General features: G+C 54.9%; 11 protein-coding genes. 9 read left to right on the forward strand and 2 right to left on the reverse strand.

The features are described 5' to 3' along the window. Positions 1–76 precede the first annotated feature (76 nt). The 4 genes from AACZ19_RS08495 (at position 77) to AACZ19_RS08510 (ending at position 6,120) form a co-directional block, all read left to right on the forward strand. Complete coding sequence (locus AACZ19_RS08495; protein WP_339632943.1) at positions 77–2,731, forward strand: ABC transporter transmembrane domain-containing protein; 2,655 nt, start codon at positions 77–79, stop codon at positions 2,729–2,731. A 19-nt stretch (positions 2,732–2,750) separates the two neighbouring features. After that, on the forward strand, positions 2,751–3,212 hold the full coding sequence (locus AACZ19_RS08500; RefSeq protein ID WP_339632945.1) for a cyclic nucleotide-binding domain-containing protein: 462 nt from the start codon (positions 2,751–2,753) through the stop codon (positions 3,210–3,212). 66 nt (positions 3,213–3,278) lie between these two features. Beyond that, positions 3,279–4,589: an MFS transporter gene (locus AACZ19_RS08505; RefSeq protein WP_339632947.1), complete on the forward strand. Its 1,311-nt coding sequence runs from the start codon at positions 3,279–3,281 to the stop codon at positions 4,587–4,589. Positions 4,590–4,593: 4 nt separating this feature from the next. Continuing rightward, positions 4,594–6,120, forward strand: a complete 1,527-nt coding sequence (locus tag AACZ19_RS08510) for a long-chain fatty acid--CoA ligase (RefSeq protein WP_339632949.1) — start codon at positions 4,594–4,596, stop codon at positions 6,118–6,120. Between the two features lie 3 nt (positions 6,121–6,123). Here the strand turns inward: AACZ19_RS08510 and AACZ19_RS08515 are convergent, their stop codons facing one another. Continuing rightward, positions 6,124–6,744: a hypothetical protein gene (locus tag AACZ19_RS08515; protein WP_339632952.1), complete on the reverse strand. Its 621-nt coding sequence runs from the start codon at positions 6,742–6,744 to the stop codon at positions 6,124–6,126. Between the two features lie 68 nt (positions 6,745–6,812). Between AACZ19_RS08515 and AACZ19_RS08520 the strand changes: the two genes are divergently transcribed. Both AACZ19_RS08520 and hmgA read left to right on the forward strand, forming a co-directional pair. Beyond that, on the forward strand, positions 6,813–7,625 hold the full coding sequence (locus AACZ19_RS08520) for a phytanoyl-CoA dioxygenase family protein (RefSeq protein WP_339632954.1): 813 nt from the start codon (positions 6,813–6,815) through the stop codon (positions 7,623–7,625). A 120-nt stretch (positions 7,626–7,745) separates the two neighbouring features. Further along, positions 7,746–9,053 carry a homogentisate 1,2-dioxygenase gene (gene hmgA, locus AACZ19_RS08525; protein ID WP_339632956.1) on the forward strand — a complete coding sequence of 436 codons (1,308 nt, stop codon included), beginning with the start codon at positions 7,746–7,748 and terminating at the stop codon, positions 9,051–9,053. Positions 9,054–9,092: 39 nt separating this feature from the next. On the opposite strand, the gene AACZ19_RS08530 is transcribed toward hmgA, so the two are convergent. After that, positions 9,093–11,501 carry an adenylate/guanylate cyclase domain-containing protein gene (locus AACZ19_RS08530; protein ID WP_339632958.1) on the reverse strand — a complete coding sequence of 803 codons (2,409 nt, stop codon included), beginning with the start codon at positions 11,499–11,501 and terminating at the stop codon, positions 9,093–9,095. Between the two features lie 247 nt (positions 11,502–11,748). Between AACZ19_RS08530 and AACZ19_RS08535 the strand changes: the two genes are divergently transcribed. From AACZ19_RS08535 to AACZ19_RS08545, 3 genes are all read left to right on the forward strand, one after another. After that, positions 11,749–12,531 carry a VOC family protein gene (locus AACZ19_RS08535; RefSeq protein WP_339632960.1) on the forward strand — a complete coding sequence of 261 codons (783 nt, stop codon included), beginning with the start codon at positions 11,749–11,751 and terminating at the stop codon, positions 12,529–12,531. A gap of 61 nt (positions 12,532–12,592) precedes the next feature. Then, entirely contained in the window at positions 12,593–13,075 is a 483-nt protein-coding gene (locus tag AACZ19_RS08540; RefSeq protein WP_339632962.1) for a MaoC family dehydratase, read from the forward strand. Between the two features lie 25 nt (positions 13,076–13,100). Continuing rightward, positions 13,101–13,562: a MaoC family dehydratase gene (locus AACZ19_RS08545; protein ID WP_339632964.1), complete on the forward strand. Its 462-nt coding sequence runs from the start codon at positions 13,101–13,103 to the stop codon at positions 13,560–13,562. The last annotated feature ends 10 nt before the right edge of the window (positions 13,563–13,572 follow it).

Consider the following 13,572-nt stretch of genomic DNA (forward strand, 5'->3'; position numbering starts at 1 on the left):
AAAACTGTGAAAAACTAGCCCGGCGCCGGACCCGCGCATGATCCGGGGTCAATGGGAAGTGGGCAGGTCGCGTTCAATGGAACACAATATTTATAAGTATATTCTGCGGTACAGCAAAAAGCAGCAGATTATACTGACCCTGTTATCGATCCTCTCCTTTCCCTTTCTCTACTTTTATCTCGAACTGCCAAAGCTGATTATTAATGAGGCCATTCAGGCGAACGGCATCTCTTTCCCGGTTGAGTATTTCGGCCTCGAGTTTGACCAGATAGCTTATCTCTATCTGATGGTTGGACTGTTCCTGCTGATGGTCATTGTAAACCAGACATTCAAATATATCATCAACGTGTATCAGGGAATTTCCGGGGAGCAGATGCTGCGACGCCTGCGCTACGAGCTTTACTGCCGCATCCTGCGCTTTCCCATGCTGACCTTCAAGAAGAAGAGCCCCGGTGAGATCATTCCAATGATAACGTCCGAAGTGGAGCCCCTCGGCGGGTTTATCGGCGAAGCCTTCGCCGTCCCGATTTTTCAGGGCGGGTACCTTCTCGTTATCATCAGCTTTCTGGTTGTCCAGAACTGGATGATGGCCATAGCCGCCATCGCGCTTTACCCGCTGCAGGCCTATTTCATTCCGAAGCTACAAAAGAAGGTCAATCTGCTGGGAAAAACTCGGGTGCGGCTGGTTCGTGTGCTTTCAGACCAGCTTGGCGAAGCGGTCAGCGGCGTCGAGGAAGTGCACGCCCATGACGGTTCCGGCTTCATGCGGGCGCTGTTCTCCAACCAGCTCGACAAGATATACACCGTCCGCTATCGCATCTATCTGCTGAAATTCATTATCAAGTTCCTGAACAATTTTATCCAGCAATTGGGTCCGTTCTTCTTCTATGCGATTGGCGGCACTATGGTCATCAATGGCACGCTGGAGGTTGGTACGCTTGTCGCGGCGATCGGGGCGCATAAGGAAATGGCCGCGCCCTGGAAAGAACTGCTCGCCTACTACCAGCGGCGCGAAGATGCCCGTATCAAGTATGAACAGGTCGTTGAACAGTTCGAGCCCGCCGGCATGCGCGACGCGGACAACCAACTGATTGAGCCGGACGAAATTCCCAACCTGACGGGCGAACTTGTCGCCAGCAATCTTGAACTTTCCGACGATACCGGCTCAAGAATCATTGAAGGGCTCAGTACCCGTTTCAAGCTCAATGAACGGATTGCGATCATCGGACCGGCAGGCTCCGGCCGCGAAGCGCTCACCCATATTCTCGCACGGCTAATTGATCCGGACCGTGGACGTCTGATGGCGGGAGACGTCAATCTGGTGACAGCCCCGGAAGCCATCGTCGGCCGCAGGATATCCTATGTTGGACAGCATGGTTATGTCTTTAACTCGACCCTCGGGGAGAATCTTTTCTATGGCCTCAAGCATCGACCTCTGCATGAAAAAACCTATACCGGCGAAGAGGAAGCCTTACGCAATACCTATATTGCGAATGCCGGCCTGACCGGAAATTCAAGCGATGATATCGATGCGGATTGGCACGACTACACCCTTGCCGGAGTTGAGGGCAGTGACGGGTTGAATGACCGCGCGCTTGAAGTCCTTGAAATGGTGGATTTAAGCGAAGACGTCTATCGCCTTGGCCTTAGAAGCACGATTGACCCGGAAGCCGCGCCGGAAACGGCGGATTTGATTCTGACGGCCCGTCGGCGGTTTTTTGAGAAAATCGAGACCGATACAAGCCTGAAAAACATGATTGAAGCCTTTGAGCAGGACAAGTTCAATACCAACGCATCGGTCGCAGAAAACCTGCTGTTCGGCACGCCCGTCGGCGACGACTTTGACCTCAACCGGATGGCGGAAAATCCCTATGTGCTGAAAATCATTGAAGAGGCGGATTTGACAGAAACCTTCCTCAAGATGGGCTATCAGGTGGCCACATTGATGATAGAGCTCTTTGCCGATCTGCCGCCGGATCACGAGTTTTTCCAGTTATATGGCTTTATTTCTTCGGAAGATTTGCCGGAATATCAGGCCATGATCAGCCGTATCAGCGCCGATCAGCTGGACACCCTCCGCGAGGAAGACCGCCTTCGCTTTATGTCCCTTCCCTTCAAGGTCATCGCCTCCCGCCACCGGCTTGGTGTTCTGACCGATGAAATTCAGGAAAAGATAGTTCAGGCGCGGCATAAATTTGCCGATGAACTGCCCCCTGAACTGAAAGACAGCGTCGCATTTTTTGATGCCGACGCGTATAATCCGGCAACAAATTTGCAGGACAATATTCTGTTTGGCAAAATTGCCTTTGGCTTTGCCCAGGCTGCCGAAAAAATCGGGGCTGCCCTGGCGCAGGTTGTGGAGGAGTTGTCACTGAGGAGTACGATTATCGCCGTTGGTCTGAATTTCACGGTTGGGACTGCTGGCGCACGTCTGAATGCAACGCAGCGCCAGAAACTCTGTATCGCCCGGGCGATCATCAAGAAACCCGATGTGCTGATCCTCAACCAGGCAACGTCCGGATTTGATTTGTCGACCCAGACGCGCCTGATGAAGAATATCCTTAAGGAGTTTGAGGGACGCAGCCTTATCTGGTCACTTGACCATGCAGAAAAAACAGCCGAATTTGATTATGTCCTGATTATGCGGGGGGGAAGAATTGCGGATCAGGGTCGGCCGGACAAGCTGAAAGAGGGAAGCGACCTGTATAAAGAAATGCTGTCGGCATCCTAGAAACAGAAGGAGACAATCCGTGAGTTTGAAAGAAGAAGTTGAGATTCTCCGGCAGATACCCCTGTTCGCGAAAATTGAGCCGTCCAAGATCAAACTGCTGGCCTTCACGTCTGAACGGTTGACATTCCAGCCGGACGACATTGTGTGCAAACAGGGAGACAATGGGGACGCTGCCTACTTCATCATGGCCGGTGAAGCCGATGTTATTGTCGAGACTCATTCGGGACCCCTTACTGTGGCAAGCCTTGGAAAAAACGATGTGGTTGGTGAAATTGCCATCCTGATTGATGTACCGAGAACGGCGACAATCAAGGCAAAAACCGAGCTGACGACGTTGAAAATCACCAAGGATGTCTTCTTCCGCATGGTAACGGAATTTCCGGAAATGGCGGTCGAGATGATGCGTGTTCTTGCCGAACGGCTGGTTCGCACGACGGATGACCTGCAAAAGGCCAAGGAAACCATTCGAAATGGTGACTGACAGGCGACGGTTCCTGCCTGAGACAGTAAATAGTCCAAGGTTTAGTCGAGTATTGGAAAACGCATTATGACCGGCTGGATGTCCGCTCTGTCCGTTTATCGCGACAAACGCATCCTGAGCATCACCCTGCTCGGGTTTTCTTCCGGCGTTCCGCTGCTTCTGACGGCCAGTATTCTTCAGGCCTGGCTTACCCAGGAACAGGTTGACCTGACATCCATTGGATTGTTTACGCTGGTCGGGCTTCCTTATACGCTGAAATTCCTCTGGGCGCCGCTGATCGACAATATCCGAATTCCTCTCCTGACAAACCTGTTTGGACGGCGACGGAGCTGGCTTCTCCTGTTGCAGGCCTTCCTGATCGCGGCGACCTTGTCCCTCGCCTTCAGCGACCCGAAAGGCGATCTTTTCCATGTCGCCGTCGCGGCGCTGGTCGTGGCGTTCGCGTCCGCATCCTATGATATTATTGTCGATGCCTTCCGGATCGAGATTTGTGATGAGAAGAACATGGCCGCCGGCGCCGCGACCTATGTTTACGGCTATCGCATCGCGATGTGGCTGACCGGCTTTTCCAGCTTTGTCATTGCCGATTTCTTTGGCTGGACGATCAGTTATATGGTGATGGCCGCCTATATCCTGATCGGGACGATAACCGTGCTGCTAACCCGGGAACCCCAAATCGACGAACAAGCGTTGGAACCGGAAGGCCCTGCACCGGAAAATGCTTATCTCGATTGGCTGAAAACCTCGGTCATCGACCCCTTCCTCAATTTCATGCAGAAACCGGACTGGCTGATCATCCTGTTATTTACCGTTCTGTATAAATTCGGGGACAGCCTGGCAGGCGCGATGTCGAACCCGTTTTACCTGCAAACCGGCTTTACGCTGACTGAAATTGCCGAAATCGTCAAAACCCTCGGGACCGTTGCGATATTTGGCGGGTTGTTTCTGGGCGGTTGGCTGCTGGCGGCCACGACAATGTATCGCGCACTCTGGATCAGCGGCATATTACAAATGGTGTCCAACCTGATGTTTGCCGCGCAGGCTGTTATCGGACCCGACCTCACTTTCCTCGCTCTCACAATCGGGCTTGAGAATGTCGCCAGTGGCATGGGAACCGCCGTCTTTGTCGCCTATCTTTCCAGCCTTTGCAATGTTGCCTATACAGCAACACAATATGCGCTCCTCACTTCCCTGATGGCGGTGGCGCGGACAGTTCTGGTCTCACCCGCGGGCTGGCTAGTGGAGCAGGTCGGCTGGGTCGAATTTTTCCTGATCACCACGGCGGCGGCCCTTCCCGGATTGGGCCTGCTCTGGTATCTCTCCTATCGTCAACCGATAGAACAACAAGAAGGGGCACGTTCAGCCCCCGTGGAATGAGAAAATGAATATAGCAAAGCTGCTTGCCAGGACGGCAGAAACCTATCCGGATTTACCGGCCCTCGCCTATGGCAAGGACATTGTTGCCACCTACCGCGAATACGCTGAACAAGTGGCGGGACTCGCGGGCGCGTTGCGGGAAAAGCTCGGCCTTGACGCCGGGGACCGCGTGGCGCTGATCATGAAGAACCACCCAGAGTATTGGGTCGCTCTCTTTGCTGTCTGGCGGGCCGGGCTTGTCGCCGTTCCGGTCAACGCCAAGCTGCATATTAATGAATTTCGCTATATTCTGGAAAACTCCGAAAGCCGCCTCGCCTTCGCAACAGCAGAGCTTGCCGATGAACTGGCCCCGCTGATACCGGACCTTCCAGCCTTGGAAACCGTCGTTTCCGTTCATGATAAGGAGTATCAGGCGCTCAAGAAAGAGTCTCCCCTCGCACTGCAGGACGCTGCTCCCGATGATCTGGCGTGGCTCTTCTACACTTCCGGCACCACGGGCAAACCCAAGGGCGCCATGCTCAGCCATCGCAACCTGCTCGTCTCCGTCCTCAGCTATTTTGCCGATGTGACGGCGCTGTCGCCGGGCGACGCGGTTATCCATGCGGCGCCGCAGACCCACGGATCGGGGCTCTATGGCCTGCCGCTGATCGCCAAGGGCGGGATACAGGTGACACCGGAAAGCGGCGGGTTCGATCCGGCCGAGACGTTGGAACTGATTGCCCATTATCCGAATTCCTGCTTTTTTTTCGCGCCCACAATGATCCATCGGTTGATTTCCAGCCCGGCCTTTGAGGGAGCAGACACCCGCAACCTCAAAGTCATTATCTATGGGGGCGGCCCGATGTATGAGGCGGATATCCGCCGTGCTATTGATGCAATCGGTCCGCGGTTTGTCCAGATTTACGGGCAAGGGGAATCGCCGATGACCATTACCGGGCTTTCCATGGACATGATCCGGGATGAAACCCACCCGCGGCGAAGCGAGATCCTTGCCTCTGTCGGTACCGAGCGCACCGATGTCGAGGTAAAAGTGGTCGATTCCCACGACAAGCCGCTCCCCGTCGGGGAAATCGGCGAGATAGTGGTGCGCGGTGATGTGGTCATGCTCGGCTACTGGAAAAACCCGGAGGCGACCGAGGAAGCCTTGCGTGGCGGCTGGCTGCATACAGGCGATATGGGCTGTTTCGATGAAGCGGGCTTTTTGACCCTCAAAGACCGATCCAAGGACATGATCATCTCCGGCGGCACAAATATCTATCCGCGCGAGATCGAGGAGGCCCTGCTCACCCATCCAGAGGTCGATGAAATTTCCATCATCGGGCGGCCGCATGCCGACTGGGGGGAAGAGGTTGTCGCCTTCGTCGTTGTTCGCAAAGGTGGTGCCGTGACGCCGGAGGAGCTGGACCGCCATTGTATTGAGCAAATCGCCCGCTTCAAACGCCCCAAGGAATATTTCTTTGTCGAGGAGCTGCCCAAGAATAATTACGGCAAGGTTCTAAAGACGGAATTGCGGGAGCGACTTGGGACTTGACCGCTATCTCGCTGACGATGTGGTCAGTTTTTTTAGCGCGTCGGCGGCGGTCGAGATATTTTCTGCGCCCCAGAGTCCATCATTATACATCACAAACGGCGATGAGCCCGACCATGCCGCTATTCCACCACTCCGCCCGCTCACCCATTTTTCCTTGTCTTCCTGATAGGGGTTGGGTGCTTTTGCCTTGCTGAGCCGGAGGCGGATATCTCCCCGGTTTCCGGCGCGTCTCTTGACGTTGAAATCCGTGATGTCGTCCGGAAAAAACACGGTTTCATAAACCCGGAACAGACCCTTGCGCAGGATGACAACGCGCTGATCCGTGACGAAATAGGCTGTATGATAGGCGCGCCATCCATAACGAAGAGGACTGAACAGAAGCCATAGAGACCCCAGTACCAGCAGAATTTCCGGCAGTCTTACATCACTTACTTCATCCGAGCTGAGCCATAACATGACGAGAAAAGCCGTAAGTACCGCCCCAATGGCGCAAAACCAGAGATTAAAGAAAAGAGAGCGGAAAATATCCGGCCGACCTCTCCATAACACTGTCTCATCCGGCCACAGAACCGTTTTCTGGAACCAGGTTTCTGCGGGAGAGCGAAGCGGCTCGGCTGGCGTCATTTCATTTCCTCATGATTTGCTATATATTAATGGCAAAGGGCGCGCGTAAACAACTCCGAGGCTGAAAAATGAATAATAAACCGATACGGCAGGTGACCGACGAGGAAATCAGGACATTTCAGGAAGATGGCGTTGTCTGCCTTCGCGGCTTTTTTGATGCCGACTGGGTAGAGCGACTGCGCGACTTGATAGATGAGGATATCGCAGCGCCATCAGGCATGGTCAAGAACATCGATGCGGAGGGGGCAACGGGCTTTTTCTTTGGCGATACTTTTGTCTGCCATCATCTTGACGGCTTCAAGGACGCCGTATTCAACTCCCCGGCGCCGGAAATCGCTGCCTCCGTCCTCAAGGCGGAAAAGGTCAATTTGCTGTTTGACCAGATTCTGGTCAAAGAACCGGATACCTCGACCCCGACACCATGGCATCAGGATTATACCTACTGGCCCGTCGCCGGGGATCAGGTCGCGACCCTCTGGCTCGCCCTTGATCCGGTCACCTTCGAGAGCGGCGCGGTTGAGTATTTGCGGGGCTCCCACCGCTGGGGCAAGAAATTCCTCGCCATCAGCTTTGACCCGGATCAGAAATATGAGGAAGAACTCCCCGAAGTCCCGGATGTTGAAGGCAACCGCGACGATTACGATATTGTGTCCTTTGAACTGGAGCCTGGCGATTGCACCCTGCATCATGGCCTGACCCTGCACGGAGCGCAGCCAAACCGCCTCGCCAATGTACGCCGCCGCGCCTATATCCAACGCTGGACCGGCCATGACGTGACCTACAACCCGCGGCCAAATCTGCAGAAAATGCTGCGCGATCCGATGATTCCGATCGGCGCTCCGCTGGATAGCGACCTGTTTCCGCTCGTCTGGCAACGCTAACGCCTTTTTCTTCTGCATTTTTATCCGCTGGCGACCGTCAAAATTCTTTCTTGATATGGCGAGGCCAGATAGTTACATTTGCAACTATCTGGCCTGATCTCATCGACAAGGATTGCCGTTATGACCCTGACCTATATGACCGGCTTCGGGAATGAATTCGCAACGGAAGCCTTGCCGGACGCCTTGCCGGAAGGGCGCAACAGCCCGCAAAATTGCGCCTATGGCCTCTATGCGGAGCAATTCTCCGGCACAGCCTTCACCGCGCCAAACGCAACAAACGCCCGCAGCTGGCTCTACCGGATACGCCCGTCGGTCAAGCATATGCAGCGGTTTGACTCCGTCTCCTTCCCCCGCTGGAAATCGGCCCCGTCCGACTATTCCGATGCCCCGCTCGGTCAGTTTCGCTGGGATCCGATCCGGTTGCCGAAGAGAAAAACCACTTTCATCGAGGGCATCAGGACCATTACCACGGCGGGGAGCGCACTCGATCATTCCGGCATGGCGACGCATATATATATGGCTAATGCCAGCATGGAGAATGAATATTTCTTCAATGCGGACGGGGAAATGTTACTGGTGCCGGAGCTTGGGCGGCTCCGCCTCGTCACTGAGCTCGGCATTCTTGAGATAGAGCCGCTTGAGATATGCCTGTTGCCGCGGGGCATGATGTTCCGCGTCATTTGCCTCGATAAAGGCGCGCGCGGATATATCTGCGAAAATTACGGACAGCGCTTTACCCTGCCCGAACGGGGACCTATCGGTGCCAACGGCCTTGCCAACTCCCGTGATTTTAAAGCACCTGTTGCGGCCTTCGAAGACAAGGAAACATCTTCTCGCGTCACGGCGAAATGGGGTGGGCGGTTCTATGAGACCAGTATCAACCATTCTCCGCTGGATGTTGTCGCATGGCATGGAAACTACACCCCGGTCAAATATGATCTGCGGCAGTTCAACACCATCGGATCCATTTCCTTCGATCACCCGGACCCGTCAATTTTCACCGTCCTGACCGCACCTTCGGGCGAGCCCGGCACCGCCAATATAGATTTCGCGATTTTTCCGCCCCGCTGGATGGTTGCGGAAGACACCTTCCGTCCGCCCTGGTATCACCGCAACATCATGAGCGAGTTCATGGGGCTGATACAGGGACAGTATGATGCGAAGGAGAAAGGTTTTGTCCCGGGCGGGATAAGCCTGCACAACATGATGCTTCCCCACGGTCCGGATGCATACGGGTTCGACAAGGCGGCTAATGCCGATCTGTCACCACAAAAGCTGGAAGAGACAATGGCCTTCATGTTCGAAACCCGCCTGCCGCAGATCGTAACGGAATTCGCGGCCAACCATGACAGCCTGCAAAAGGATTATATCGCGTGTTGGGATAATCTGGAGAAGATGTTCGACGGCACGATTGAGGGAAAGAAGTAAATCCCCAAGCTTGCAACAAGTGAACAACGCTGTTCGATGTTATGAGGTCTGATGCTCCGCCCGCCAGAGCCCGACTTGCTCGGCCGAGCCCGGGATATCCTGCATGGGCTGTTCCTTGAACCCCTGTTTCAATTCACCGCCTGCATCGGTTTCCCGTACTTTCGCCATCAGTTTGGCCGACGCGATGACGCCTGCCCCCTTGGCGGCGCTAGCCTTCTCAAGCCGACTTGCCAGACCGATGGTATGGCCCGAGACACTTACTTCCTCTTCGGCGCTCTCACCCTTTGCATGGATTCGGACCGGCCCGTAATCCGCGCAAATGCAAAAATCCGCAGCTTTGTCGCCGGAAAAGCCCTCTCGCACACCCCATTCCGAGAGCGCCACCGACAGTTCCCGTGCAGAACGAAGGCAATTCTCTGCATCCTTCGGGCTTCCCTCCGGCAGGCCATAGAGCGCCATGACATTTTCCTCACCGAACTGTTCAAGGAACCCGTCATGCTTGGCAACTGTTTTCCCGATTAGCTGGTAGACCGTGTGGATAAACTCGGATGCCCGCATCGGACCAAGGCCGCGCGCCATTTTGCGAAAACCGCCCATATTGATATAGAGCACGGCGACATCGAATTGTCCATTACCGCTCGCGTCCCCGGCAAGGGGAGCTTTATCCCGCCGTGCGGAAGATTCCATCACCGGTATCAGGGACGCCGGTTTTTTGCTTTTCTGTGCCGGAGCCGGTGGAGCCTCCGCTGATTTCTCCTCTGGCTCCGGTGCTTTTTCAGCCTCGGGTGGTGGAACGGGAAGCGGGCTGGGGCCCGGGGTCCGGGTCTTGGAAGGAGATACCATCTTTTCCGGGGTCGCCCGGTCAGGTGCCTTGGCGCTTTCCGGTGCAACCGGGCTTTCCAGTTCATTCTCTTCCGGTTTGACGACCTGCGTCTCTTTTTCCGGAGTCACTGGCATGTTCTCTGGCGGAATTTCCAGCCGTGGCATGGCCACCGACTTGTCGTCGGCGCCGGTCGAAGCCACTCTCTCGTCTTCAGGAGACGGCTCATCCGGGCTTTCTGCGTCCCGGCTGTGCTCTTTGTCCTCAGCTCCTTTCCCGGTTTTGGCAACCCGGTCAAATGTCCAGGGGGCATCAAATTGCGTTTCTTCCGCGAGGAGCGCCGCCTCCAGCGCAATCCGGCGCCGCTCTGAAATGCGCTTCGTTACCACCAGCACAATGGTACATAAAATCATCGCCATCAGGGGGAAGGTGAGCCCCATCCAGAGGTTAAACAACAAGAATGCCTGCATATTGCCGGCCAGTATGACCGCCGTCGCCAGCCCTCCCAGGGTCCACACCGCCCAGTTTTTCCTGGCCGCCGCAACCAGCGCAAAATAGAGACCAATTAGCGCCAGCAGCAGAATATCGAGAACGATGATCTGCTGTGACCGGATTAACGGGTTCAACCGGCTGATGTTGTCGATAACATTGGCCAGGAATTCTACCTCCGACATTGCCGGATCATAGGGTGTGGCAAACGCGCCGCCCACCGCGGACGGCGCAAGCCCGACGAGCACCAGCTTGTCGTTGAAGGTATCCGCGGGCAGGTTTCCGCCGATAAGGTCGGCAAAGCTGTTCTGCTTGTAGGTTCCACCGGGTCCATGGTAGTTGACGGCGAGACGCATGCGATTGTCCGTAGGCAGATACAGGCTGCCGATACTCAGCCCTTCCCCGAAATTCACCTCGATATCAGCGGTATTCATCCCGACAGACTGGCGGAACGCCTCTATTGCGAGAGACGGGAAATAGGATCCGCCATAGCCAATCACAGGATAGGCGAACTGCCTGCTCTTTGTATATTGATGCGTATAGGTGACATGGCCGGGCAGTCCGGCTGCCAACAGCCCTGAACTCGGTGCGATATAGCCGCCTGCCTCAGGGGGGCGCTTGACGGATGTCGCATCCCGTGTGCGGAAAACGCTGTAGGCTGTGCGTTGAACAGCAACAGGAAGGGCCGTTCGCCCGCCCGCAGAGGGCGTCATGCTGAAAACATAGGGAACAAGAATGTTTCCGGCCTGACCCATCGCCTGTGCCAGTTCATCCCCGGCGGTCGATTCCGCGCCCGCCGTATTAGGTGCCGTCATTTTCAACAGCCGTGGATCAAGAACAATTGTTCTCGCATTCTGTGCCGCGAGGGTCTCAATTCCCGTGATCAGTGTATTGGCGGAGATTGCGGACCCATCGTCCGAGGTCGTCTGGCCGCCATCTATCAGCACCAGTTCAATATTCGAATCCGCTGCGATCGGTCCGCGCAGGACAAACCGCCAGTCCAACAGTTGCCCCTCAATCAACTGAATGAACGGCTTGTCCCGCAAATTCACAAACGCAACAATCAGCGCGGCGCAAATGCCGAGGGCGATCATTGCCTGGCTCATTCGGGTTATGGGGGAAGGAAGGCTTTTCGTCATTCTGTATTATACGAGCCCGCTGTCGGTCTGTTCATTCTCTTCAGAAAATATCCGGCTATTTGAAGGCCGTAGCCTACCAGTATCGGATAAATTTGCTACTGCTTTTTTTATACCGACTATCGAAAACAACGGACTATCGGGAAGAATAAGCACCCTTTACCTTACTCAATAAATTTGAAATACTCAGGCGTCGGTAAAGAACAAGTAACAATAACCGGCCAGTCCCCATCGGGAGAAAGAGGGAATCATGTCAGACTCAAACTATGTTCGTCTCAGGCAGATCTGCCTGGCGGCATCTGATATCGCCCATACGGAACGCGTCTTTTCGGATATTCTCGGCCTTGACGTCTGTCACCGATCAAGATTGCCGCAGTTCGGTCTGGAAAATATCATGTATGCTATAAATGGCTGCTTTCTGGAGATCGTCGCCCCGATCCAGCCGGACACCGCCGTTGACCGGTTTCTTGCCCGCAATAACGGGCGGGGCGGGTATATGGCGATTTTTGATTGTGCTGATGTTGACCATCATAAATCCCTCGCCGCGGCGGCGGGCGTCGCCCCCATTTTCGAAAGACGCAATGAAAAGGCCGACCTACTACAACTCAATCCCAAGCAGACCGGTGCCACCATGATGGAGTTTGACCACCATAATGGCGGCGATGACATGATGGGTAACTATCATTGGGCCGGTGATGACTGGCAAAAATATGTCAGCACGGATGTCACGGGGGACATTCTCGGGATCGAGATTAGCAGCCCCGGCGCAAACTCCCGCGCAAAACTGTGGGGCCAGATATGTGACCGACCTGTAAAGCCCGCGCCGGAAGGTTTTGAAATTGAGCTGGATTACGGCCTGATCCATTTCAGGCAAACGCCCGATCGGGCGGAGGAATTGTTCACAGCGATTGATCTGACGGCAAAGGATCCAAAAGAAATGCAGGAGAAAGCAAAAGCTGCCGGTTGTCATGTTACAGACAACGGATTTGATTTTTGCGGCGTGCGTTTTCGGCTTTCGCCGGCCGCCGCCTGACACCAAAGAAAAAGGAAAATGTGCAATTGCGCCATAATTTGTTACCTCGGGAGGGGTTAAAATGACCGTACTGGACCTTGATAATTTCGAAACCGATTTCTGGAAGGATGTCGACAAACGAAAAACCTGGGATGAGATCATTCCGGGAGAATTACGGGACACCCGGCCCGTGACCCTCAGCAAGGAAGTGATCGCCCGCTATGCCAAGGGTGTCGGCGAGGACAACCCGATCTATTTCGATGAGGAATATGCGAAAACGACCCCCTACGGCGGCATTATTGCCCCGCCTTCCATCCATATCCTGCTGATGTTCGCCTGTACGACGACAGAGGACTGGATGCGTTCTCCCGGAACCATCAACGCCGGACAAAACTGGTCCTACCATGTCCCGATCCGTCCCGGCGATACGATCACCATGCGGGGGACCGCACTGGATCGCTTCATTCGCAAGGATCGGCTGTTCGCGGTTCATGAAAATACATTCACCAACCAGCATGGCCAGATCGTCTGCACCGGCCGTGGCCAGACAATACGTCCCGCGTGAACCGGACTGGAAAAGGAACAATATCATGACAGCAAAAGAACAATTCGAAAAAGTAAGCGAAGGCGACGTCATTACCGGTCAGGACTTCACCGTCACCCGGGACACCATCCAGGCTTTCGCCGACGCCTCCCTCGACTATAATCCCCTGCATTTCGACGATAACTATATGAAGAACAAGTTCGGAAAAACGCAGTTTGATGGCGTTATTATGCACGGAATGCAAAATTTCGCGCTTATTTCACGCACACTCACTGATTGGCTGCTGCCGCGCGGCGGTTTCCACCGGCGGCTGGAGACCCGCTGGCTGAAACCGGTACAGCTCGGCCACACTATTACCCCGGTTGCCAAAATTTCACGAAAGCGCAAGACAGAGAAGGGATACTGGCTGCTGTTCGATATTGAAGTCACCAATCAGGATGGCGATCTCGTCGCTGCCGGAAATGCCATGGCCGAATTTCCCGAGGTCATACCGGGAGCGGCGGCCTGACAGCAGTCAA

The organism is uncultured Sneathiella sp. (assembly GCF_963973085.1).
Lineage (GTDB): Bacteria > Pseudomonadota > Alphaproteobacteria > Sneathiellales > Sneathiellaceae > Sneathiella.

Coding starts and splice junctions, on each gene's coding strand:
- AACZ19_RS08495 (WP_339632943.1), top strand. CDS start 77: ATGGAACACAATATTTATAAGTATATTCTGCGGTACAGCAAAAAGCAG.
- AACZ19_RS08505 (WP_339632947.1), top strand. CDS start 3,279: ATGACCGGCTGGATGTCCGCTCTGTCCGTTTATCGCGACAAACGCATC.
- AACZ19_RS08510 (WP_339632949.1), top strand. CDS start 4,594: ATGAATATAGCAAAGCTGCTTGCCAGGACGGCAGAAACCTATCCGGAT.
- AACZ19_RS08515 (WP_339632952.1), bottom strand. CDS start 6,744: ATGACGCCAGCCGAGCCGCTTCGCTCTCCCGCAGAAACCTGGTTCCAG.
- AACZ19_RS08520 (WP_339632954.1), top strand. CDS start 6,813: ATGAATAATAAACCGATACGGCAGGTGACCGACGAGGAAATCAGGACA.
- hmgA (WP_339632956.1), top strand. CDS start 7,746: ATGACCCTGACCTATATGACCGGCTTCGGGAATGAATTCGCAACGGAA.
- AACZ19_RS08530 (WP_339632958.1), bottom strand. CDS start 11,501: ATGACGAAAAGCCTTCCTTCCCCCATAACCCGAATGAGCCAGGCAATG.
- AACZ19_RS08535 (WP_339632960.1), top strand. CDS start 11,749: ATGTCAGACTCAAACTATGTTCGTCTCAGGCAGATCTGCCTGGCGGCA.
- AACZ19_RS08540 (WP_339632962.1), top strand. CDS start 12,593: ATGACCGTACTGGACCTTGATAATTTCGAAACCGATTTCTGGAAGGAT.
- AACZ19_RS08545 (WP_339632964.1), top strand. CDS start 13,101: ATGACAGCAAAAGAACAATTCGAAAAAGTAAGCGAAGGCGACGTCATT.